We start from the raw sequence: 18,333 nt of genomic DNA, 5'->3' as shown, positions 1-18,333 counted from the left end.
CATTCGATAACGCAAACATGATTGGTCGCATTGCCGGCGTTCTGCTGGAAAAAAATCCGCCGCACCTGCTCGTCGACTGCAACGGCGTCGGCTATGAAATCGACGTGCCGATGAGCACGTTCTACAACCTGCCGAATGCCGGCGAGAAGGTCGTGCTGCTCACGCAGATGATCGTGCGCGAGGACGCGCATTTGCTCTACGGCTTTCTCACGTCGCAGGAACGCGCGACGTTTCGCGAATTGTTAAAGATCAGCGGCATCGGCGCGCGCATGGCGCTCGCGGTGCTTTCCGGCATGAGCGTGCAGGAGCTCGCGCAGACCGTGACGACGCAAGACTCCGCGCGCTTGACGCGCGTGCCGGGCATCGGCAAGAAGACGGCCGAACGCTTGCTGCTCGAACTGAAGGGCAAGCTCGGCGCCGATCTCGGCGCAATGGCGAGCGCGGCTTCGCAGTCCGACCATGCGTCCGACATTCTCAACGCGCTGCTCGCGCTCGGCTATTCCGAGAAGGAAGCGCTCGCCGCCATCAAGAACGTGCCGGCGGGAACGGGCGTCTCGGAAGGCATCAAGCTCGCGTTGAAGGCGCTCTCGAAAGCCTGAGTGTGCGGGCGCTCGGCGTTGCGCGCCACTAGGCCGTTCGGCCAGGTTCGCGGCGAGAAGGCTCGCTGTACAATCGACCCATGATCGAAACCGACAAACTCGCCGCCGAACGCATCATCTCGGCCACGCCCGTCTCGCCGAACGAAGAAGCCTTCGAGCGCGCGTTGCGACCGCGCCAGCTCGACGAATACGTGGGGCAGGAAAAGGTGCGCGGGCAGCTCGAAATCTTCATCGAAGCGGCCAAGCGGCGTTCGGAAGCGCTGGATCATGTGCTGCTCTTCGGTCCGCCGGGTCTCGGCAAGACGACGCTCGCGCATATCATCGCGCGGGAAATGGGCGTGAATCTGCGGCAGACGTCGGGCCCGGTGCTGGAGCGCGCAGGCGACCTCGCCGCGCTGCTCACCAATCTCGAAGCGAACGACGTGCTGTTCATCGACGAGATTCATCGGCTGTCGCCTGTCGTCGAGGAAATTCTGTATCCGGCGCTCGAGGATTATCAGATCGACATCATGATCGGCGAAGGGCCGGCCGCGCGCAGCGTGAAGCTGGATCTACAGCCGTTTACGCTCGTCGGCGCGACCACGCGCGCGGGCATGCTGACCAATCCGCTGCGCGACCGCTTCGGTATCGTGTCGCGGCTGGAGTTCTACAACGCGAACGAGCTCGCGCGTATCGTGTCGCGCTCGGCGTCGCTGCTGAAGGCGGACATCGTGCCCGAAGGCGCGCTGGAGATCGCGCGGCGATCGCGCGGCACGCCGCGTATTGCGAACCGGCTGCTGCGCCGCGTGCGCGACTACGCGGAAGTGAAGGCGAACGGCAGCATCACGGCAGAAGTGGCGGATGCCGCGCTCAAGATGCTGGACGTCGATCCGGTCGGCTTCGACCTGATGGACCGCAAGCTGCTCGAAGCGATCCTGCACAAGTTCGACGGCGGGCCGGTCGGCGTCGATAACCTCGCGGCGGCCATCGGCGAAGAGCGCGACACGATCGAAGACGTGCTGGAGCCGTATCTGATCCAGCAAGGTTATTTGCAGCGCACGCCGCGCGGGCGCGTCGCGACCTTGCTGACGTATCGGCACTTCGGCATCGCCGCGCCGGATGGCGGCCCGATCCGCGATCTTTGGGACGCGAACAACGGCTAGCGCATGTCGGATCAGGCAACGTTGGTCACGCGCGTGCGGTCGTCGATCGCACGCGGCATCACGAATCTCACGACCGGCAGCGGACCGACGCTCGATTACACGTCGCCGCCGGGCGACCCGGGCCTCTTCGGGCCGGACACCATCTGCTGGAAAGTCCACGCCGATTTCACGTCGATGATGACGAGTGGCATCAGCGCGCTGTTGCTGCAGACGCTGCATCCGCTGGCGCTCGCGGGCGTGTGGGATCACTCGACGTTTCGCACGGATATTCTCGGGCGTCTGCGGCGCACGGCGACTTTCATCGCGGGAACCACGTTCGGCAACCGGCAAGACGCGCTCGCGTTGATCGAGCGCGTGAAGCGTATCCATCTCGGCGTGACAGGCACCGCGCCCGACGGCCGGCCGTATCGCGCGAGCGATGCCGAGCTTCTGACTTGGGTCCACGTCGCCGAAGTCACGAGCTTTCTAGAGGGCTATCTGCGCTACGTGGACCCCGCTCTGTCCGTGGCGGATCAGGACCGCTACTTCGAAGAAACGGCGCTCGTCGCCCGCCTGCTCGGCGCGCGCGACGTGCCGACCACGCGCGCGCAGGTCGACGCGTATCTCGCCGCCATGCGCCCGCATCTGCATGCAAGCGAGCGCACGCAGGAAGTCATTCGCGTGCTCAGGAACGCGCCGACGCCGAGCGTGGTCATGAAGCCGGCGCGCGTGCTGGTGTTCAATGCGGGCGTCGATTTGCTGCCCGACTGGGCGCAGGACACGCTCGGGCTGTCGTCGCTTGCGCCGATGCGGCGAGTCATTGCGCGGCCCGGCGTGCGGGCGATGGCGCCCGTCGTTCGCTGGGCGCTCGTCAACGGCATCTCGAAGCGTGCGCGCTTGCGAGTTGCCGCAAAGAAGAACGACTAGGCTGTCTTGCGCAGGCTGTCGTCGGCGGTGTCGGTGACGAGATGCGACACGTCACCCCATGACACCACCGTCGCATGGCCGCCGTCGTAATCGACCACGTTGACGCTGCAATTGAGCAGCGGCCAGTTGCGCGGCGCGTCGAGCGGCAGTCTCATCGCGAATCGGTAGATGCAGTCGAGCACGCCGCCGTGCGCGACGCACGCGATACGCCCGCCCGGATGCGCGGCGACGATCGGCTCCATCGCGTGGATCACGCGGTGATAGAAGACGCGCAGCGACTCGCCGCCGGGCGGCGTGAAGCCGGGATCGCGCGTCTGCCATTCGACGTACTCGGCCGGAAACTTCTCGCTGATTTCGTCGCTGTCGTGTCCCTGGAACGCGCCGTAGTTGCGTTCGCGCAAGCCTTCGGACAAGCGGAGGTCGAGACCGAGCGCATCTGCGAACGGGCGGGCGGTCTGTTGGGCGCGTAGGAGATCGCTGGTGTAGACGGCGTCGAGCCGCCCTTCCCGCGCGAGACGCGCGCCCAATTGTTCAGCTTGCAGCACGCCATGCGCGGACAGCGGAATGTCGATATGCCCCTGGATGCGCTTCACGCGGTTCCAATCGGTTTCGCCGTGGCGGACGAACAAGACTTGCGTCGTCATGGCCGCACCTGCAGCCAGAACGTGACCGGCCCGTCGTTGACGAGCGACACTTGCATCTCGCCGCCGAATTCGCCGGTCTCGACGATCGGATGCTTCGCCCGCGCTTCGCGGACGAAGTAATCGAAGAGCCGCTTGCCCTCGTCGGGCGGCGCGGCCGGCGTGAAGCTCGGGCGCAGTCCGCTCGATGTATCGGCGGCGAGCGTGAACTGCGATACCAGCAGCACGCCGCCCGCGCGCCCCGCGCCGTCGATGTTCTGCACGGAGAGATTCATCTTGCCCCCCGCGTCGCTGAACACGCGGTACGCCAGCATCTTCGCGAGCAGCTTGTCGGCGGCGGCTTCTGTGTCGCCGCGTTCGGCGCAGACGAGCGCGAGCAGGCCCGCGTCGATCGCGCCGGTCACGCGTTCGCCGACGCGCACGTCCGCGCGCCGCACTCGCTGGATAAGCGCGATCATCCGCTTACGCCGTCAGCGTGATGCGCGCAAATCGGCGCTTGCCCACCTGCACGACGAATTCGCCCGGCTCGACTTTCAGGCCCTTGTCGGACACCGTTGCGCCGTCGATCTTCACGCCGCCCTGTTCGATGTTGCGCAGCGCCTCGCTGGTAGACGGCACGAGCCCCGCCCGCTTCAGCAACTGGCCGATGGCCAGCGGCGCGCCCGCGAGGGTGACGGTCGGAATATCGTCCGGCACGCCGCCCTTCGCGCGATGGTTGAAGTCTTCGAGCGCGCGCTCGGCGTCCGCCGGCGAATGGAAGCGCGCGACGATTTCCTGCGCGAGCATCACCTTGAAGTCGCGCGGATTGCGGCCGCCCTCGGCCTCCTGCTTGAAGCGCGCGATCTCTTCCATGCTGCGGAACGACAGCAGTTCGAAGTAACGCCACATGAGCACGTCCGAAATGCTCATCAGCTTGCCGAACATCTCGGTCGGCTTCTCGCTGATGCCGACATAGTTGTGCTTCGACTTCGACATCTTTTCGACGCCGTCGAGGCCTTCGAGCAGCGGCATCGTCAGAATGCATTGCTGCTCCTGGCCGTATTGCTTCTGCAATTCGCGGCCGACGAGCAGGTTGAACTTCTGATCCGTGCCACCGAGTTCGAGGTCGGCGTTGAGCGCGACGGAATCGTAGCCCTGCATCAGCGGATAAAGGAATTCGTGAATCGAGATGGGCACGCCGCTCTGGAAACGCTTGGTGAAATCTTCGCGTTCGAGAATGCGCGCGACCGTGTAACGCGATGCCAGCTTGATCATGCCGTCCGCGCCGAGCGGCATGGACCATTCGCTGTTGTAACGGATCTCGGTTTTCTCGCGGTCGAGCACCAGCGACGCCTGCTCGAAATACGTCTTCGCGTTCATTTCGATCTGCTCGCGCGTGAGCGGCGGGCGCGTGGCGTTGCGGCCGGACGGATCGCCGATCAGCGACGTGAAATCGCCGATCAGGAAGATGACCTGATGCCCGAGGTCCTGCAACTGGCGCATCTTGTTGAGCACCACCGTATGGCCGATGTGGATGTCGGGCGCGGTCGGGTCCAGGCCGAGCTTGATGCGCAACGGCTTGCCCGTCGCGGCGCTCCGTGCGAGCTTCTGCGCAAACTCGTCTTCGATCAGAAGTTCGTCGCAGCCGCGCTTGGCGATCGCGAGGGCGGCGCGCACGTCGTCGGTGATCGGAAAGGCCTCGCGCGGCGGCGCGGAAGAAGCGTTGGAGTCAGTGGTCATGCTTGCGGCTTGTGATGTGAAAGATTGCGATGGCGCCGTCCCGGACGGCCTCGCGCGGTGCTTAACGGCGTGATGGGCGTAATGGCTTGTTCAGGCTCACGATTTTACGCGATGAGGCACGCATTCGGTCCGTTCGGCGGCACGCGGACATCCGGCGGCGGCTGCGGGCGGTGGCCGCGGTCGGTGGCCACACCTTAACGATCGGCGCGGATGCGCGGATAATCCCGCGTTGATGGACAAGCACCGACGAGCATCGACGAGGAGGGGAACGTGGGGAAAAAAGCCGAAGCAATTGAACCCGGCAAGGCAGACGGCGTGTACTTCGGCCTGATGTCCGGCACGAGCATGGACGGCGTCGATGGCGTCGCGGTGCAGTTCGCCGCGGGCAAACCGCCGGTCGTGCTCGGCGAGGCGCACGTGTCCTTTTCCGAGGGCCTGCGCGACGCGCTGTTTGCGCTACAGACGCCGGGCGACAACGAACTGGAACGCGAGGCGCTCGCCGGCAATGCGCTCGCCACGCGCTACGCCGTCTGCTGCCACGAGTTGCAGAGCGTGAGCGGCTATTCGTCGACGAAGGTGCGCGCGATCGGCGTACACGGCCAAACGGTGCGGCATCGGCCGGAGAAGGGATACACGCGGCAGATCAACAATCCCGCGTTGCTCGCGGAAATGACGAATATCGACGTGATCGCGGATTTCCGCAGCCGCGATGTCGCCGCCGGCGGTCAGGGCGCGCCGCTCGTGCCGGCGTTCCACGCGACCGTTTTCGGCGCGAAGAACGAGACGCGCGTCGTCTGCAATCTGGGCGGCATCAGCAATATCACGGTGCTGGCGGCGAGCGGCGCGGTACGCGGCTTCGATTGCGGCCCGGCGAACGCGTTGCTGGATGAATGGGCGCACCGGCATCTGAACAAACCGTACGACGACGGCGGGAAGTTCGCGGCGCGCGGCGAGGTGAATCGGCCGCTGCTCAATGCGCTGCTCGACGAGCCGTTTTTCGAGGAAGCGCCGCCCAAAAGCACGGGCCGCGATCTGTTCAATCCGGCGTGGCTCGATGCGAAGCTCGCGCCGTTCGCCGCGCTCGCCCCCGCCGACGTGCAAGCGACGCTCACCGCGCTCACGGCCGTGACGGTCGCGCGCGAAATCGAGCGCCACGCATCCGACGCCCGCGCGGTCTATGTTTGCGGCGGCGGCGCGCGAAATCCGGTGCTGATGCAGATGCTGCAACAGGCGCTCGATGAAACCGGCGTTTCGGGCGTGCCCGTCATGACCACCGAGGCGCTCGGCGTGCCGCCGCAACAAGTCGAAGCGTTCGCGTTCGCGTGGCTCGCGATGCGCTGCGTGGCGCGCGAACCCGGCAATCTCGCGTCGGTGACGGGCGCGGCCGGCGAGCGCGTGCTGGGCGCGATCTATCCGCGCTGAGCTCTTTGGCGAGCGGAAACGAAAAACGGAGCCCGAAGGCTCCGTTTTTCCACAACTGCTCGGTCCGCGCTCAGACCGAGAACGACGAACCGCAACCGCACGTCGTCGTCGCGTTCGGATTCTTGATCACGAACTGCGCGCCGTTAAGATCGTCCTTATAGTCAATTTCCGCGCCGACGAGGTACTGATAGCTCATCGAATCGACGAGCAGCTGCACGCCGCTCTTGTCCATCACGGTGTCGTCTTCGTTGATTTCTTCGTCGAACGTGAAACCGTACTGGAAGCCCGAGCATCCGCCGCCTTGCACGAACACGCGCAGCTTCAGATCCGGATTGCCTTCTTCGTCGATCAATTGCTTGACCTTGTCGGCCGCAGCGTCGGTGAAGACGAACGGCATCGGCATTTCGGTCGTGGGGGTGTCGCTGACTGCGCTCATTGAACTCTCCAATTTAGCTTCTAGCCGCTATTGTAGGGCTGATCTCAAAATCGTGCCGAAAGCCCATGAAATCAAGAGGCTATATGCAAATTCGACTGATTCGGGCAAATCGCGGCAAAAAGAAAAAGCCGCCGGCACCTTGCAGTGCGGGCGGCTTTCGCAGCAGCTTCGCCGGCAGAACCGGCGAAACCCGAAGCGATTAACGCTTCGAGAATTGCTTCCTGCGGCGTGCCTTGTGGAAACCGACCTTCTTACGTTCCACTTCACGCGCGTCACGCGTGACGAAGCCAGCGTTCGACAGTTGCGACTTGAGCGTTGCGTCGTAGTCCATCAGCGCACGGGTGATGCCGTGGCGGACCGCGCCTGCCTGACCCGTTTCGCCGCCGCCGTTCACGTTGACCTTGATGTCGAACGTGGTGGCGTGGTTCGTGAGTTCCAGCGGTTGACGCACGATCATCAGCGACGTTTCGCGCGAGAAATAGTCGGCGATGGGCTTGCCATTGACGATGATCTCGCCCTTGCCCGACTTGATGAAGACACGAGCGACGGCGCTCTTGCGGCGGCCCGTACCGTAGTTCCAGTTACCGATCATGTGGGCTCCCTTAGATCTCGAGCGACTTGGGCTGTTGAGCCGTGTGCGGATGCGTGGCTTCAGCGTAGACCTTCAGCTTCTTGATCATCGCGTAGCCGAGCGGGCCCTTCGGCAGCATGCCCTTCACAGCCTTCTCGAGCGCGCGGCCCGGGAAACGCTCTTGCATCTTGCCGAACGTCGTTTCATAGATGCCGCCCGGGTAGCCCGAGTGACGGTAGTACTTCTTGTCCGTGGTCTTGTTGCCGGTGACCTTCAGCTTGCCGGCATTGACGACGATGATGTAATCACCGGTGTCGACGTGCGGAGTGAATTCAGGCTTATGCTTGCCGCGAAGACGGCGTGCCACTTCGCTGGCGACACGGCCGAGAACCTTATCCGTCGCGTCAATCACGTACCATTCGCGCGTCACCTCTTCGGCTTTTGCGGAAAACGTCTTCATGATCGATCCAAAAATTAATCTGCCCTTTGCTCTTTACCTTGTTCGGTCCTGCTTATATGAGTGCGCTAAATGACTTTCCTTGCGCGTGCAGGCTCTCCCTGACTTCTCTCCGCGGGCGTGTGACGAAGAGAACTTTGAAGTATAGCGGGAAAACGCTCGTTGCGTCAAAGGCTTGCCGCACTCGGTGGCCGACTGCAAACAGCGCGCGGCTCTCCGAACGAAAAAAAGCCCGAGCGTTCGTAGCTCGGGCTCAATCCACCTAGGAGGAGGTGGAGGAGACGCTGTAGGTACTGCAACAACCAATGGCCCGAGTATAGGCACGGTCATGCTGCAAAGCAAGAAGATTCGCATCATGAGAACGGATTTCATAATGTGGATTCGGCTTGCGCTGTTGCCACGGCGTCTCGGTCTCGCGGCGGCGGAATGTCGGACCGTCAGCGTGGCGCGCGCGGTTATGCGGATTCCGGGTTCCCGCCCGCGTCAATCGGAGAATGCGCGGAGTCGGTCTGCGATGACCGTTCGATGAACCGCTACAATGAAAGCTGTCTACAACGCGTGAAGCGGGCGGAGCCTCAGCATGGAATGCAAAGTGAGCTGGATGGGACAGGACGGCATGGCGTTCGCCGCCGAAACCGGTAGCGGTCATCTCGTCAACATGGACGGCGCGCCGGAAGGCGGCGGCCGCAATCTCGCGCCGCGTCCGATGGAGATGGTTCTGCTCGGCACGGGCGGCTGCACCGCGTACGACGTCGTGATGATCCTGAAGAAAAGCCGCCAGGAAATAGAAGGCTGCTCGGTGACGCTCAAGGCCGAGCGCGCAAGCGAAGACCCGAAGGTGTTCACGAAGATCCACTTCCACTTCACGGTCACGGGCAAGAACCTGAATCCCTCGACGGTGGAACGCGCCATTAATCTGTCGCACGACAAGTACTGCTCCGCGTCGATCATGCTCGCCAAGACGGCTGAACTCACGCATTCGTTCGATATCGTCGAACGCTAAGCGCGTCGCAGAAAAAAGAGCCGGCGTCAGACAAGACGCCGGCTCTTTTTTTTGAATGACGACAAAGCGGGCCGATAAGCCGGATTCTGTGCGCGCGCCGCCCGAAGGCGAACGCGCGTGGCAGCCATTCCTCTAGGCGCGCCATTGCTGACGCGCTCGAGCTTCCTACCCGCAGACGAACGGGGGCACCGTCCTGCATCACGAAGATGCGCGCCTGCCTATTTGGAATTGCTCCGGGTGGAGGTTACCGTGCCGGCACGTCTCGCGACGGCCGCGGTGCGCTCTTACCGCACCGTTTCACCCTTACCTGATCTCCGGACTTGCGCCCGAAGCCATCGGCGGTTTGCTTTCTGTTGCCCTGTTCCGCGTGTTGCCACGGATGGCCGTTAGCCATCACCCTGCCCTGTGGAGTCCGGACTTTCCTCGCCCTCGACGCCAAAAAGCGCCGAAGCCGCGACTGCCTGGCCTGCTTTGCGGCGTCGATTCTAACATGCGGCTTTCGCGTCCTTCACTGCGCCTGCCGCGATGCGTCGGCCGGGACGGAAGACGGACGGATCGTCGTAGAACGCGGCGTCCGCATTCGCGTCGCACCAGCCGGGCACGCCCAGCACGGGCAGCGGCGCGAACGCGCGGCTCGCGGGCGGCTCGCCGAGCAAACTGCGCGACACGATATCGTCGAGCATGGAGCGGCGGGCGGCATCGTCCGATGAGAAATAGGCGGCCGGCACGTCCACGATCCACGCGTGCCCCGTGCACGCCTTGTATGGCGCGACCAGCTTCTCGAGCAACGCGTGGCCGAAGACGCGCGCCTCGCACCGGCTGCCCCACGACGCGCGTTTCGTGACGAACAACGCGCGCCAGTCGAAGCGGCGCAGCGCATCCGCGAGCGATGGCTCGGCGCACGCGAATAGCACCGCGTTTTCGTCGAAGAGCGTGAGCGCGTCGCGCACGCCGCCGCGCGTCGGGCCGATGCCGAGCGCGTCGATCTGCTTCGCCTGACACGCGTTGAGCGCCGCCTTGATGCGCGGATACGCGAACCACATCAGGCCGTTGAAGAAATCGTGCAGATTGTGGCGCGTCGGCACGCAGCCGGTCGCGGCGATATGCGCCTCGTACGACGCGCCTTCCGGCAGCGATTCCTGCGCGACGAACGCGAGCGGCCGGCCACGTCCGGTGACGAGCGCGGCTTGCGCCGCGTCATCGTTCAGTGCTTTGAGATAGCGCGCCGGACCATCGAGCGCCGCCGCCTGCCAGCGTTCGCCGCGCGACGCGAGTGGCGCGAGCCACGGACGCGTCCAGTCGATCTCGTCGAAACGCGCGGACACTGCGGCTACCGTCAGACCGATTCCACGAACCGCCAGCCGATCGACTCGCCGCCGCGCAACGGGACGATCTGCGAATCGCCCGCGGCGAACTCGGCGGGGAGCGTCCACGATGCGCGTTCGAGCGTCACCGTCTCCGCGCTGCGCGGCAGGCCGTAGAAATCCGCGCCGTGGAAACTGGCGAAGCCTTCGAGCTTGTCGAGCGCGCCGGCCTTGTCGAAGGCTTCGGCATAGAGTTCCAGCGCGTGCAGCGCCGTGTAGCAGCCCGCGCAGCCGCACGCGTGCTCCTTCAGGCCCTTCGGATGCGGCGCGCTGTCCGTGCCGAGGAAAAAGCGCGGATTGCCGGACGTCGCCGCCTCGACGAGCGCCACGCGATGCGTCTCGCGCTTGAGCACCGGCAAGCAGTAATAGTGCGGACGAATGCCGCCGACGAGCATCGCGTTCCGGTTGTACAGCAGGTGATGCGCGGTGATCGTCGCGCCGATCGCGCCTTGCGCGTCGCGCACATAGTCGGCGGCGTCTTTTGTCGTGATGTGCTCGAAGACGATCTTGAGGGCGGGGAAATCGCGGCGCAGCGGCGTCATCACGCGGTCGATGAACACTTTCTCGCGGTCGAATACGTCGATGTCGCTGTCCGTCACCTCGCCGTGCGCCAAGAGCGGCATGCCGACTTCCTGCATCGCTTCGAGCGTTTTCGCGCACTTGCCGAGCAGATCCGTCACGCCCGCGTCCGAATTCGTCGTCGCGCCGGCCGGGTACAGCTTCACGCCGTGCACGAAGCCGCTGTCTTTCGCGCGGCGAATCTCGTCGGGCGGCGTGTTGTCGGTCAGATAGAGCGTCATCAGCGGCTCGAAGCGCGCGCCCGCGCCCTCTTTCGGCAATGCCGCCAGAATCCGCTCGCGGTACGCCGCGGCCATCTCGGTCGTCCTGACCGGCGGCTTCAGATTCGGCATGATGATCGCGCGGCCGAACTGGCGCGCCGTATGCGGAAGCACGGCGGCGAGCGTCGCGCCATCGCGCACGTGCAAGTGCCAGTCGTCGGGGCGCGCCAGCGTGAGAGTCGTAGGCGAATCGGGCGATGCGGAAGTAGCGGACATGGCGTGATGACAGCGAGGACGTTAAGAGAAAGCGAACCGCAAGCAAAGAACTGCGCAGCCGAGAAGCGCACGGCCGGAAAAAATCGCCGTGGAAATTCCACAACGGGCCGCCAACCGGGGACGGCCTTCGATTTTTTCGGGAATGCCCCGGTGATATGCTTGTCGGACGTATTGTAACAACCCGACTTCAGGGCTTTCGCCCGCCGCATCGAGCAACATGTGCCAACTTCTCGGAATGAATTGCGCCGAACCGACCGACGTGACGTTCTCGTTCACCGGTTTCGCGGCGCGCGGCGGAATGACCGATCATCATGCGGATGGCTGGGGCATTGCGTTCTTCGAGGACAAGGCGTGCCGGCTCTTCATCGATCATCAGTCGTCGGCGAGTTCGCCGCTCGCCGAGATGGTCAAGCGGTATCCGATCAAGTCGAAGAACACCATCGCGCATATTCGCAAGGCGACGCAAGGGCATATCCTTCTGGAGAACTGCCACCCGTTCATGCGCGAGTTGTGGGGCCGGCACTGGATCTTCGCGCATAACGGCGATCTGAATGGCCACGCGCCGCAACTCACTGGCGTCTATCAGCCGGTCGGCACCACGGACAGCGAACTCGCGTTCTGCGCGCTGCTGCAAGGGCTCCGTAGCGCATTTCCGTGCTCGCAGCCGCCGCTCGACGAACTCTTCGAGGCGCTCGCCACGCTCACGCGCGAGGTCACGCAGTACGGCGTGTTCAACTTTCTGATGTCGAACGGGCAGGCGCTCTTCTCGCACTGCTCGACGCATCTCTACTACCTCGTGCGCAGCTGGCCGTTTTCGACCGCGCACTTGATCGACGCGGACATGTCGATCGACTTCGCGAAGTACACGACGCCCGAAGATCGCGTCGCCGTGATCGCGACTTCGCCGCTCACCGATAACGAAGTCTGGACGCGCTTCGCTCCCGGCGATCTCGCGATGTTCCAGCAAGGCGCGCTCGCGCGAACGCTGAACATTCCGGTGCCGGAGGCAGTCGCGAAGAAGGCGGCCGAGCCGCTCGCAAAGGCGTGCGTCGGCTCCGCGCTGAAAATCGACGAGATCCGCACGACGGCGGCAGTGGAATCGGAACTGGGCATCGAATAAAAAACGCGGCGCTTCTTCTCAGGAGCGCCGCGTTTCTTTCTAGCGTTGCGAAAGCTCAGTGCAGGATCTTCGCGAGGAAGTCCTTCGCGCGGTCCGACTTCGGGTTCGCGAAGAAGGCGTCCTTCTGGTCGTCCTCCACGATCAAGCCCTTATCCATGAAGATCACGCGATGCGCGACCTTCTTCGCGAAGCCCATTTCGTGCGTCACGCACATCATGGTCATGCCTTCCTGCGCGAGCTCCACCATCACGTCGAGCACTTCGTTGATCATCTCCGGATCGAGCGCGGAAGTCGGCTCGTCGAAGAGCATCGCGATCGGGTCCATCGAAAGCGCGCGCGCAATCGCCACGCGCTGCTGCTGACCGCCCGACAACTGGCCGGGATACTTGTCCGCATGCGCGCGCAAGCCGACGCGATCGAGCAGCTTCAGACCCTTCTGCGTCGCTTCGTCGTTCGAGCGGCCGAGCACCTTGATTTGCGCGAGCGTCAGGTTCTGGACGATCGACAGATGCGGAAACAGCTCGAAGTGCTGGAACACCATGCCGACCTTCGAGCGCAGCTTCGACAGATTCGTCTTCTTGTCCGTCAGCGACTGGCCGTTGATGCTGATCTCGCCCTTCTGGAACGGCTCCAGGCCGTTGACGGTCTTGATGAGCGTCGACTTGCCCGACCCCGACGGGCCGCACACGACGACGACTTCGCCCTTCTTCACTTCGGTCGTGCAGTCGGTGAGCACCTGAAACTGCCCGTACCACTTTGAAACATTCTTGATAGAGATCATCTTGCGACCTTTTTCTGAAGACTTTTGACGAGCGCCGACGCCACCACGCACACCACGAAATAACATGCCCCGGCGAACAGCACCATTTCGACGGTCGTGCCGTCGCGGTCGCCGATGTTCGTCGCCGTGCGGAAGAAGTCCGCGAGACTGATCACGTAGACGAGCGACGTGTCCTGAAAGAGCACGATCGCCTGCGTGAGCAGAAGCGGCACCATCGCGCGGAAGGCCTGCGGCAGCACGACGAGCTTCATCGCCTGGCCGTAGGTCATGCCGAGCGCGAAGGCTGCGTTGACCTGCCCGCGCGGCACCGCCTGAATGCCGGCGCGGATGATTTCCGAATAGTACGCGGCTTCGAATAGCGAAAACGCGACCATCGCCGATGCGAGGCGAATGTCGATATCCGCCGACAGCCCGAGCACGTTCTGCAGCACTTGCGGCACGATCAGGAAGAACCACAGCAGCACCATCACGAGCGGGATGGAGCGGAACAGCGTGACGTAGGCGCCCGCGAACCATTGCAGCGGCTTGATGCCCGAGAGGCGGAACAGCGCGATGACCGTCCCCCACACGATGCCGATCACGATAGCGAGCAGCGTGATCTGCAGCGTGATGATGGCGCCCGTCCACAGCGTAGGCAGCGAGCCGATGACGCCACTCCAGTTGAACTGATGCATTACTTGCCTCCGATGTAGCCAGGCAGCCGCGTTTTCGCTTCGATCCAGCGCATCAGCAGCATCACGATAAGGTTGATGAGCATGTACGCGAGCGTCACCGCGATAAACGATTCATAGGTCTGCGCCGTGTAGTCCACGAGCTGACGCGCCTGCGCCGACAGATCGAGGAGACCAATGGTCGAGGCCACCGCCGAATTCTTGAACACGTTCAGAAATTCCGACGTGAGCGGCGGCACGATGATGCGATACGCCACCGGCATCAGCACGTAGCGATACGTCTGCCATTGCGTGAAGCCCATCGCGAGGCCGGCGTTGCGCTGTCCGCGCGGCAACGCGCTGATGCCCGAGCGCACCTGTTCGCACACGCGCGCGCCGGTGAAGAGCCCGAGACAGATGATCGACGACGAAAAGAACTGCGCGGAAGGCGGCAGTTGCTTGAACCAGTTGCCGATGGAAGCCGGCAGCAACTCCGGTATCACGAGATACCAGATGAAGAACTGCACGATCAGCGGAATATTGCGGAAGATCGCGACATACACGGTGCCGATGCCCGCGAGCGTGCGATTCGGGACCGTGCGCAAGATGCCGAACAACGAACCGACCACGAGCGCGATGACCCAGGCCGCGAGCGACACGGTAATCGTCACCCAGAAGCCTGAAATCAGCCAGCCGAGATACGTGGTGGGCTCGCCGGTGGAAACCGGACTCAGCAGAACGCCCCAGTTCCAGTGATAAGACATGGACTCACTCCAAAAAGAAACGGAAGAAGCAAGGCTCCTTCCGTCTCGTTCGTTCTTTACCCGAACCGGTTAGTCGATTGCCTTGTCATTCGGGCTCTTGAACAGAGCCTTCATGTCTTCGCTTTCCGGGAAGTTCAGGTTGAGCCCCTTCGGAGGAATCGGGCTTTCGAACCACTTCTTGTAGATCTTGTCGGCTCCGCCCGACGTCTCGACCTTCGCGATCGCGTCGTCGACCACCTTCTTGAACTCGGGGTCGTTCTTGCGCATCATGCAGCCGTACGCTTCATGCGATTGCGGCGCGCCCACGATCACGAAATCGCCCGGGTTGTTCGACTTCGCGCGCTCGCCGGCGAGCAGCGCATCGTCCATCATGAACGCGACCGCGCGGCCCGTCGACAGCGTCAGGAACGACTCGCCGTGGTCCTTCGCGCTGATGATGTTCATGCCCATGTTCTTTTCCTGATTCATCTTGCGAAGCAGGCGCTCGGACGTGGTGCCGGCAGTCGTCACGACGGTCTTGCCCTTCAGGTCGGCCCAGTCCTTCACGCCGGAATCCTTCTTGGTCATGAGACGCGTGCCGATCACGAAGATCGTGTTCGAGAAAGCCGCTTGCTGCTGGCGCTCGGCGTTGTTCGTGGTCGAGCCGCATTCGATATCGACGGTGCCGTTCTGCACGAGCGGAATGCGGTTTTGCGACGTCACCGGCGTCAGCTTCACCTTCAGGTTCGGCATGTTGAGCTTTTGCTTGACCGCCTCGACGACCTTCAGCGCGAACTCGTGCGAATAGCCGACGACATTCTGCTTGTCGTCATAGTACGAGAACGGAATGGACGATTCGCGATGCCCCAGCGAGATGACACCCGTATCCTTGATTTTTTTGAGCGTGCCCGCGTCCTGGGCGTAGGCGCCCGTGGCGAAAATTCCCAGCGCGGCGACGAGCAGCGCAGCCTTTTTAACCTTCATGTGTTCGATCTCCTGTGGCGAAAAACCGGGCCAAGTTTAGCAGGGTAATAATTCTGAAAGAATGATCGTTAACCGGAGTTCGTCGCATTTTAGAGACGGGCCGGTGCAACTGAGTGCAACTCCGCGTAGGCGCGCATATTACGCGAATTTGATAAAAAAAGTGGCGGCGTTCCGAGGGAACGCCGCCACTTTCATAGGGAGGTGGCGCGGCTGCAACGCCGCGCCTCGCCGCGCTTACGATGAACGCGCTTTTGCATGCGATCAGGGGTACAGGCCGCGCATCTCGCGCGCCATCAAAATGCGCGTACACGCGACGATAAACGCCGCCGTGCGCACCGAAACCTGCTGCTCGCTCGCCACTTGCCACACTGCGGCGAACGCTTCGCGCATGACGCGCTCGAGGCGCTGGTTGATCTCGTCTTCGGTCCAGAAGAAGCTGGAGAAGTCCTGCACCCACTCGAAGTAGGAAACCGTCACGCCGCCCGCGTTCGCCACGACGTCCGGGATCACGAGCACGCCCTTGTCGTGCAGGATGTCGTCGGCTGCGGTCGTGGTCGGACCGTTAGCGCCTTCGACGATGATCTTCGTCTTGATCTTCGGCGCGTTCTGCTCGGTAATCTGCCCTTCGAGCGCGGCCGGGATCAGGATGTCGCTTTCGATGGTCCAGAACTCGTCCTTCGACACCGGGTCCGCGCCCGCGAAACCGCCGACGCCGCCGCTTTGCGCGACGTGCTCGGCGAGCGCCACCGTGTTGATGCCTTTCGAGTTATAGAGCGTGCCGGTGTGATCCTGCACCGCGATCACGCGCGCGCCCGCTTCTTCGAAGAGACGCGCCGCGATGCCGCCGACGTTGCCGAAGCCCTGCACCGCGATGCGCGCGCCTTCGATCTCCAGCCCGACGCGCCGCGCCGCTTCCGTGCCGACGACGAACACGCCCCGCCCCGTCGCTTCCTTGCGGCCGAGCGAGCCGCCGAGCGAGATCGGCTTGCCGGTCACGACGCCCGTTGCCGTCTGGCCCTGGTTCATGGAGTAGGTGTCCATCATCCACGCCATGATCTGCTCGTTCGTGTTCACGTCCGGCGCGGGAATGTCCGTGTTCGGCCCGATGATGATGCCGATTTCACTCGTGTAGCGGCGCGTCACGCGCTCCAGTTCGCCGCGCGAGAGCGTGCGCGGATCGACGCGGATGCCGCCCTTCGCGCCGCCGTACGGCACGTTCACCGCCGCGTTCTTCACCGACATCCACGCGGACAGCGCCATGACTTCCGAAAGCGTCACGTCCTGGTGATACCGCACGCCGCCCTTGCCGGGACCGCGCGACGTGTTGTGCTGCACGCGATAGCCTTCGAAGTGCGCGACCGTGCCGTTATCCAGCTCGATCGGGCAATCGACGATCAGGATGCGCTTCGGACGCTTGAGGGTTTCGAGCCAGCGCGAGAGAGAGCCGAGGTACGGCGCCACGCGATCGACCTGCCGCAGATAGTTCCCCCACGGGCCGAGATCGTCGGCGTGCAGATACGAGGGAATGGCATGGTCAAGCTTCGGAGAGGACATTGATGCTCCAGCGGTTTGTGGAATACGTCAATTGTCGACAAACGGCGTTTCCAAATCCAATGCCGTTTCCTTATCCGATCATGCGTTTCTTGCATAACCTCCGAAAGCCTTACGCGGCGGGCGTTTCCATCGATGCCTTCAGCAGTTCGTCACCGACTGCGTCCCATAGCGCACGGACGAGCGCCTGACGCGGATCGTCGCCTTGCGAAGCCATCTTGTCGCGATAGAGGCGAATCTCCATCGTCAATGTGAACTGACCGGCGGGCGTTCCACGCGTTCCCCGGTCGAGCCGGATGAGCCGCCCTTCCTCGACCGCATCTTCCACTGCGCTATGCGGCAGGAACGCGACGCCGTGGCCCGCGAGCGCCATCGCCTTGAGACCTTCCGCCATATCCGTTTCATACACTTTGTCGAGGTGCAGGCGCGCGGGCGCCGTCGCGATGATCACTTCGGTCATGCGGCCGAGGTAAGCGTTGGGTGTGTACGAGAGATACGGCACGGGCGCATCGGCGCTGGCGGGCAGCGTGTAGCGCGCGCGTCCCGCCTTGTTCGGCGCGGAGAACGGGCTGATCGGTTCTAGGCCGAGCGTCAGCATGTCGTAGCGCGCGGGATCGAGCGCGACCGGATGACTCGGATGGTGATAACCCATCACGAGATCGCAGCCGCCTTCGACCAGCGAGAGCACCGCGTCGTGCACGTTGAGCGCCCGCAGCCGCGTGCGAATGCGTCCGAGCCGCGCCTCGATATGCTGCAACCAGCGCGGAAAGTAGGTGAGGGAGAGCGTGTGCGGCACCGCGAATTCGATGGTCGCCGCCGGCGCGCCGCCCTGCCCGCGCAACAGCGTGCGCGCTTCGTGGAACTGCGAGAGCATCGCGAGCGCCTGCTCGTAGAACACCTGTCCGGCTTGCGTGAGCCGCGTCGGATAGACGGAACGGTCGATCAGTTCAGTGCCAAGCCATGCTTCGAGCGCCTGGATGCGCCGCGAGAACGCAGGCTGCGTGATATGGCGAAGCTCGGCCGAGCGGCTGAAGCTGCGCGTCTCCGCGAGCGAAACGAAGTCTTCGAGCCATTTGAGTTCCATGCTGGAGTCGCGCCGTGCCGCGCCGGATGCGGGAAGCAGGCATTTTAGCGGGCGCGGCCGCGTCCGATGATTCAAGCCGAGGCCTGCCCGCACCACGCGCACGCA

20 protein-coding genes and 1 other RNA gene are annotated in these 18,333 nt (G+C 63.6%); 6 read left to right on the top strand and 15 right to left on the bottom strand.

All coding sequences use genetic code 11. From position 1 onward, the window contains the following. Positions 1–17: 17 nt before the first annotated feature. The 3 genes from ruvA (at position 18) to LDZ24_RS01665 (ending at position 2,647) form a co-directional block, all read left to right on the top strand. Positions 18–599, top strand: a complete 582-nt coding sequence (ruvA, locus tag LDZ24_RS01675; protein WP_159835236.1) for a Holliday junction branch migration protein RuvA — start codon at positions 18–20, stop codon at positions 597–599. 80 nt (positions 600–679) lie between these two features. Beyond that, positions 680–1,741, top strand: a complete 1,062-nt coding sequence (gene ruvB, locus LDZ24_RS01670; protein ID WP_175939449.1) for a Holliday junction branch migration DNA helicase RuvB — start codon at positions 680–682, stop codon at positions 1,739–1,741. A gap of 3 nt (positions 1,742–1,744) precedes the next feature. Next, positions 1,745–2,647, top strand: a complete 903-nt coding sequence (locus LDZ24_RS01665) for an oxygenase MpaB family protein (protein ID WP_248321174.1) — start codon at positions 1,745–1,747, stop codon at positions 2,645–2,647. Here the strand turns inward: LDZ24_RS01665 and LDZ24_RS01660 are convergent. The 3 genes from LDZ24_RS01660 to tyrS are packed head-to-tail and all read right to left on the bottom strand — an operon-like array spanning position 2,644 to position 5,007. Then, positions 2,644–3,291, bottom strand: a complete 648-nt coding sequence (locus tag LDZ24_RS01660; protein WP_248321173.1) for a histidine phosphatase family protein — start codon at positions 3,289–3,291, stop codon at positions 2,644–2,646. The genes LDZ24_RS01665 and LDZ24_RS01660 overlap by 4 nt on opposite strands. Next, complete coding sequence (dtd, locus tag LDZ24_RS01655) at positions 3,288–3,746, bottom strand: D-aminoacyl-tRNA deacylase (RefSeq protein ID WP_248321172.1); 459 nt, start codon at positions 3,744–3,746, stop codon at positions 3,288–3,290. The genes LDZ24_RS01660 and dtd overlap by 4 nt, the downstream gene beginning before the upstream one ends. A gap of 4 nt (positions 3,747–3,750) precedes the next feature. Beyond that, positions 3,751–5,007: a tyrosine--tRNA ligase gene (gene tyrS / locus LDZ24_RS01650; protein ID WP_248321170.1), complete on the bottom strand. Its 1,257-nt coding sequence runs from the start codon at positions 5,005–5,007 to the stop codon at positions 3,751–3,753. A 291-nt stretch (positions 5,008–5,298) separates the two neighbouring features. On the opposite strand from tyrS, the gene LDZ24_RS01645 reads away from it, so the two are divergent. Then, positions 5,299–6,429: an anhydro-N-acetylmuramic acid kinase gene (locus LDZ24_RS01645; RefSeq protein WP_256465391.1), complete on the top strand. Its 1,131-nt coding sequence runs from the start codon at positions 5,299–5,301 to the stop codon at positions 6,427–6,429. Positions 6,430–6,499: 70 nt separating this feature from the next. Here LDZ24_RS01645 and erpA read toward each other — a convergent pair whose 3' ends face one another. The 3 genes from erpA to rplM form a co-directional block, all read right to left on the bottom strand. Next, the gene (erpA, locus tag LDZ24_RS01640) at positions 6,500–6,865 is read right to left on the bottom strand and encodes an iron-sulfur cluster insertion protein ErpA (RefSeq protein ID WP_175939444.1); all 366 of its coding nucleotides are present in this window, start codon (positions 6,863–6,865) and stop codon (positions 6,500–6,502) included. A gap of 199 nt (positions 6,866–7,064) precedes the next feature. Continuing rightward, complete coding sequence (gene rpsI / locus LDZ24_RS01635; protein ID WP_008351569.1) at positions 7,065–7,457, bottom strand: 30S ribosomal protein S9; 393 nt, start codon at positions 7,455–7,457, stop codon at positions 7,065–7,067. Positions 7,458–7,467: 10 nt separating this feature from the next. Next, positions 7,468–7,896: a 50S ribosomal protein L13 gene (gene rplM, locus LDZ24_RS01630; protein WP_159835229.1), complete on the bottom strand. Its 429-nt coding sequence runs from the start codon at positions 7,894–7,896 to the stop codon at positions 7,468–7,470. Positions 7,897–8,473: 577 nt separating this feature from the next. On the opposite strand from rplM, the gene LDZ24_RS01625 reads away from it, so the two are divergent. Beyond that, positions 8,474–8,896 (top strand): OsmC family protein, encoded by a 423-nt coding sequence (locus tag LDZ24_RS01625; protein ID WP_248321169.1) that lies wholly within the window; start codon positions 8,474–8,476, stop codon positions 8,894–8,896. 59 nt (positions 8,897–8,955) lie between these two features. On the opposite strand, the gene rnpB is transcribed toward LDZ24_RS01625, so the two are convergent. The 3 genes from rnpB to pyrC all read right to left on the bottom strand — a co-directional run bounded on the left by rnpB (position 8,956) and on the right by pyrC (position 11,315). Continuing rightward, an RNA gene (rnpB, locus tag LDZ24_RS01620) (RNase P RNA component class A) lies at positions 8,956–9,369 on the bottom strand. A gap of 12 nt (positions 9,370–9,381) precedes the next feature. Continuing rightward, positions 9,382–10,221 (bottom strand): DUF3025 domain-containing protein, encoded by an 840-nt coding sequence (locus tag LDZ24_RS01615; RefSeq protein ID WP_350029419.1) that lies wholly within the window; start codon positions 10,219–10,221, stop codon positions 9,382–9,384. An 11-nt stretch (positions 10,222–10,232) separates the two neighbouring features. Next, entirely contained in the window at positions 10,233–11,315 is a 1,083-nt protein-coding gene (pyrC, locus tag LDZ24_RS01610) for a dihydroorotase (RefSeq protein WP_248321166.1), read from the bottom strand. 217 nt (positions 11,316–11,532) lie between these two features. Between pyrC and LDZ24_RS01605 the strand changes: the two genes are divergently transcribed. After that, a complete protein-coding gene (locus tag LDZ24_RS01605) occupies positions 11,533–12,435 on the top strand; it encodes a class II glutamine amidotransferase (protein ID WP_350029418.1) in 903 nt (300 codons plus the stop codon). Positions 12,436–12,490: 55 nt separating this feature from the next. On the opposite strand, the gene LDZ24_RS01600 is transcribed toward LDZ24_RS01605, so the two are convergent. The 6 genes from LDZ24_RS01600 to LDZ24_RS01575 all read right to left on the bottom strand — a co-directional run bounded on the left by LDZ24_RS01600 (position 12,491) and on the right by LDZ24_RS01575 (position 18,228). Next, positions 12,491–13,216, bottom strand: a complete 726-nt coding sequence (locus LDZ24_RS01600) for an amino acid ABC transporter ATP-binding protein (protein WP_248321164.1) — start codon at positions 13,214–13,216, stop codon at positions 12,491–12,493. Next, positions 13,213–13,890, bottom strand: a complete 678-nt coding sequence (gene gltK, locus LDZ24_RS01595; RefSeq protein ID WP_175939440.1) for a glutamate/aspartate ABC transporter permease GltK — start codon at positions 13,888–13,890, stop codon at positions 13,213–13,215. Before gltK ends, LDZ24_RS01600 begins: the two co-directional genes overlap by 4 nt. Beyond that, complete coding sequence (locus tag LDZ24_RS01590) at positions 13,890–14,630, bottom strand: amino acid ABC transporter permease (protein ID WP_175939439.1); 741 nt, start codon at positions 14,628–14,630, stop codon at positions 13,890–13,892. Before LDZ24_RS01590 ends, gltK begins: the two co-directional genes overlap by 1 nt. A 69-nt stretch (positions 14,631–14,699) precedes the next feature. Then, positions 14,700–15,593 carry a glutamate/aspartate ABC transporter substrate-binding protein gene (locus LDZ24_RS01585; protein ID WP_248321162.1) on the bottom strand — a complete coding sequence of 298 codons (894 nt, stop codon included), beginning with the start codon at positions 15,591–15,593 and terminating at the stop codon, positions 14,700–14,702. A 261-nt stretch (positions 15,594–15,854) separates the two neighbouring features. After that, on the bottom strand, positions 15,855–17,147 hold the full coding sequence (locus LDZ24_RS01580; RefSeq protein ID WP_248321161.1) for a Glu/Leu/Phe/Val dehydrogenase: 1,293 nt from the start codon (positions 17,145–17,147) through the stop codon (positions 15,855–15,857). Between the two features lie 109 nt (positions 17,148–17,256). Beyond that, positions 17,257–18,228 carry a LysR substrate-binding domain-containing protein gene (locus LDZ24_RS01575; RefSeq protein WP_248321159.1) on the bottom strand — a complete coding sequence of 324 codons (972 nt, stop codon included), beginning with the start codon at positions 18,226–18,228 and terminating at the stop codon, positions 17,257–17,259. Between the last annotated feature and the right edge of the window lie 105 nt (positions 18,229–18,333).

This window comes from Caballeronia sp. Sq4a (assembly GCF_023170545.1).
Lineage (GTDB): Bacteria > Pseudomonadota > Gammaproteobacteria > Burkholderiales > Burkholderiaceae > Caballeronia.
The sequence above is the reverse complement of the archived record's forward strand: the minus strand, read 5'-3'. Positions and strand labels throughout refer to the sequence as shown.

Excerpts from the sequence above, each read along its gene's own strand:
- LDZ24_RS01600 (WP_248321164.1), bottom strand. The coding sequence starts at position 13,216 with ATGATCTCTATCAAGAATGTTTCAAAGTGGTACGGGCAGTTTCAGGTG.
- pyrC (WP_248321166.1), bottom strand. The coding sequence starts at position 11,315 with ATGTCCGCTACTTCCGCATCGCCCGATTCGCCTACGACTCTCACGCTG.
- LDZ24_RS01625 (WP_248321169.1), top strand. The coding sequence starts at position 8,474 with ATGGAATGCAAAGTGAGCTGGATGGGACAGGACGGCATGGCGTTCGCC.
- LDZ24_RS01605 (WP_350029418.1), top strand. The coding sequence starts at position 11,533 with ATGTGCCAACTTCTCGGAATGAATTGCGCCGAACCGACCGACGTGACG.
- LDZ24_RS01665 (WP_248321174.1), top strand. The coding sequence starts at position 1,745 with ATGTCGGATCAGGCAACGTTGGTCACGCGCGTGCGGTCGTCGATCGCA.
- LDZ24_RS01580 (WP_248321161.1), bottom strand. The coding sequence starts at position 17,147 with ATGTCCTCTCCGAAGCTTGACCATGCCATTCCCTCGTATCTGCACGCC.
- ruvB (WP_175939449.1), top strand. The coding sequence starts at position 680 with ATGATCGAAACCGACAAACTCGCCGCCGAACGCATCATCTCGGCCACG.
- gltK (WP_175939440.1), bottom strand. The coding sequence starts at position 13,890 with ATGCATCAGTTCAACTGGAGTGGCGTCATCGGCTCGCTGCCTACGCTG.
- erpA (WP_175939444.1), bottom strand. The coding sequence starts at position 6,865 with ATGAGCGCAGTCAGCGACACCCCCACGACCGAAATGCCGATGCCGTTC.
- LDZ24_RS01660 (WP_248321173.1), bottom strand. The coding sequence starts at position 3,291 with ATGACGACGCAAGTCTTGTTCGTCCGCCACGGCGAAACCGATTGGAAC.
- LDZ24_RS01590 (WP_175939439.1), bottom strand. The coding sequence starts at position 14,630 with ATGTCTTATCACTGGAACTGGGGCGTTCTGCTGAGTCCGGTTTCCACC.
- ruvA (WP_159835236.1), top strand. The coding sequence starts at position 18 with ATGATTGGTCGCATTGCCGGCGTTCTGCTGGAAAAAAATCCGCCGCAC.
- rplM (WP_159835229.1), bottom strand. The coding sequence starts at position 7,896 with ATGAAGACGTTTTCCGCAAAAGCCGAAGAGGTGACGCGCGAATGGTAC.
- LDZ24_RS01575 (WP_248321159.1), bottom strand. The coding sequence starts at position 18,228 with ATGGAACTCAAATGGCTCGAAGACTTCGTTTCGCTCGCGGAGACGCGC.
- tyrS (WP_248321170.1), bottom strand. The coding sequence starts at position 5,007 with ATGACCACTGACTCCAACGCTTCTTCCGCGCCGCCGCGCGAGGCCTTT.
- rpsI (WP_008351569.1), bottom strand. The coding sequence starts at position 7,457 with ATGATCGGTAACTGGAACTACGGTACGGGCCGCCGCAAGAGCGCCGTC.
- dtd (WP_248321172.1), bottom strand. The coding sequence starts at position 3,746 with ATGATCGCGCTTATCCAGCGAGTGCGGCGCGCGGACGTGCGCGTCGGC.
- LDZ24_RS01585 (WP_248321162.1), bottom strand. The coding sequence starts at position 15,593 with ATGAAGGTTAAAAAGGCTGCGCTGCTCGTCGCCGCGCTGGGAATTTTC.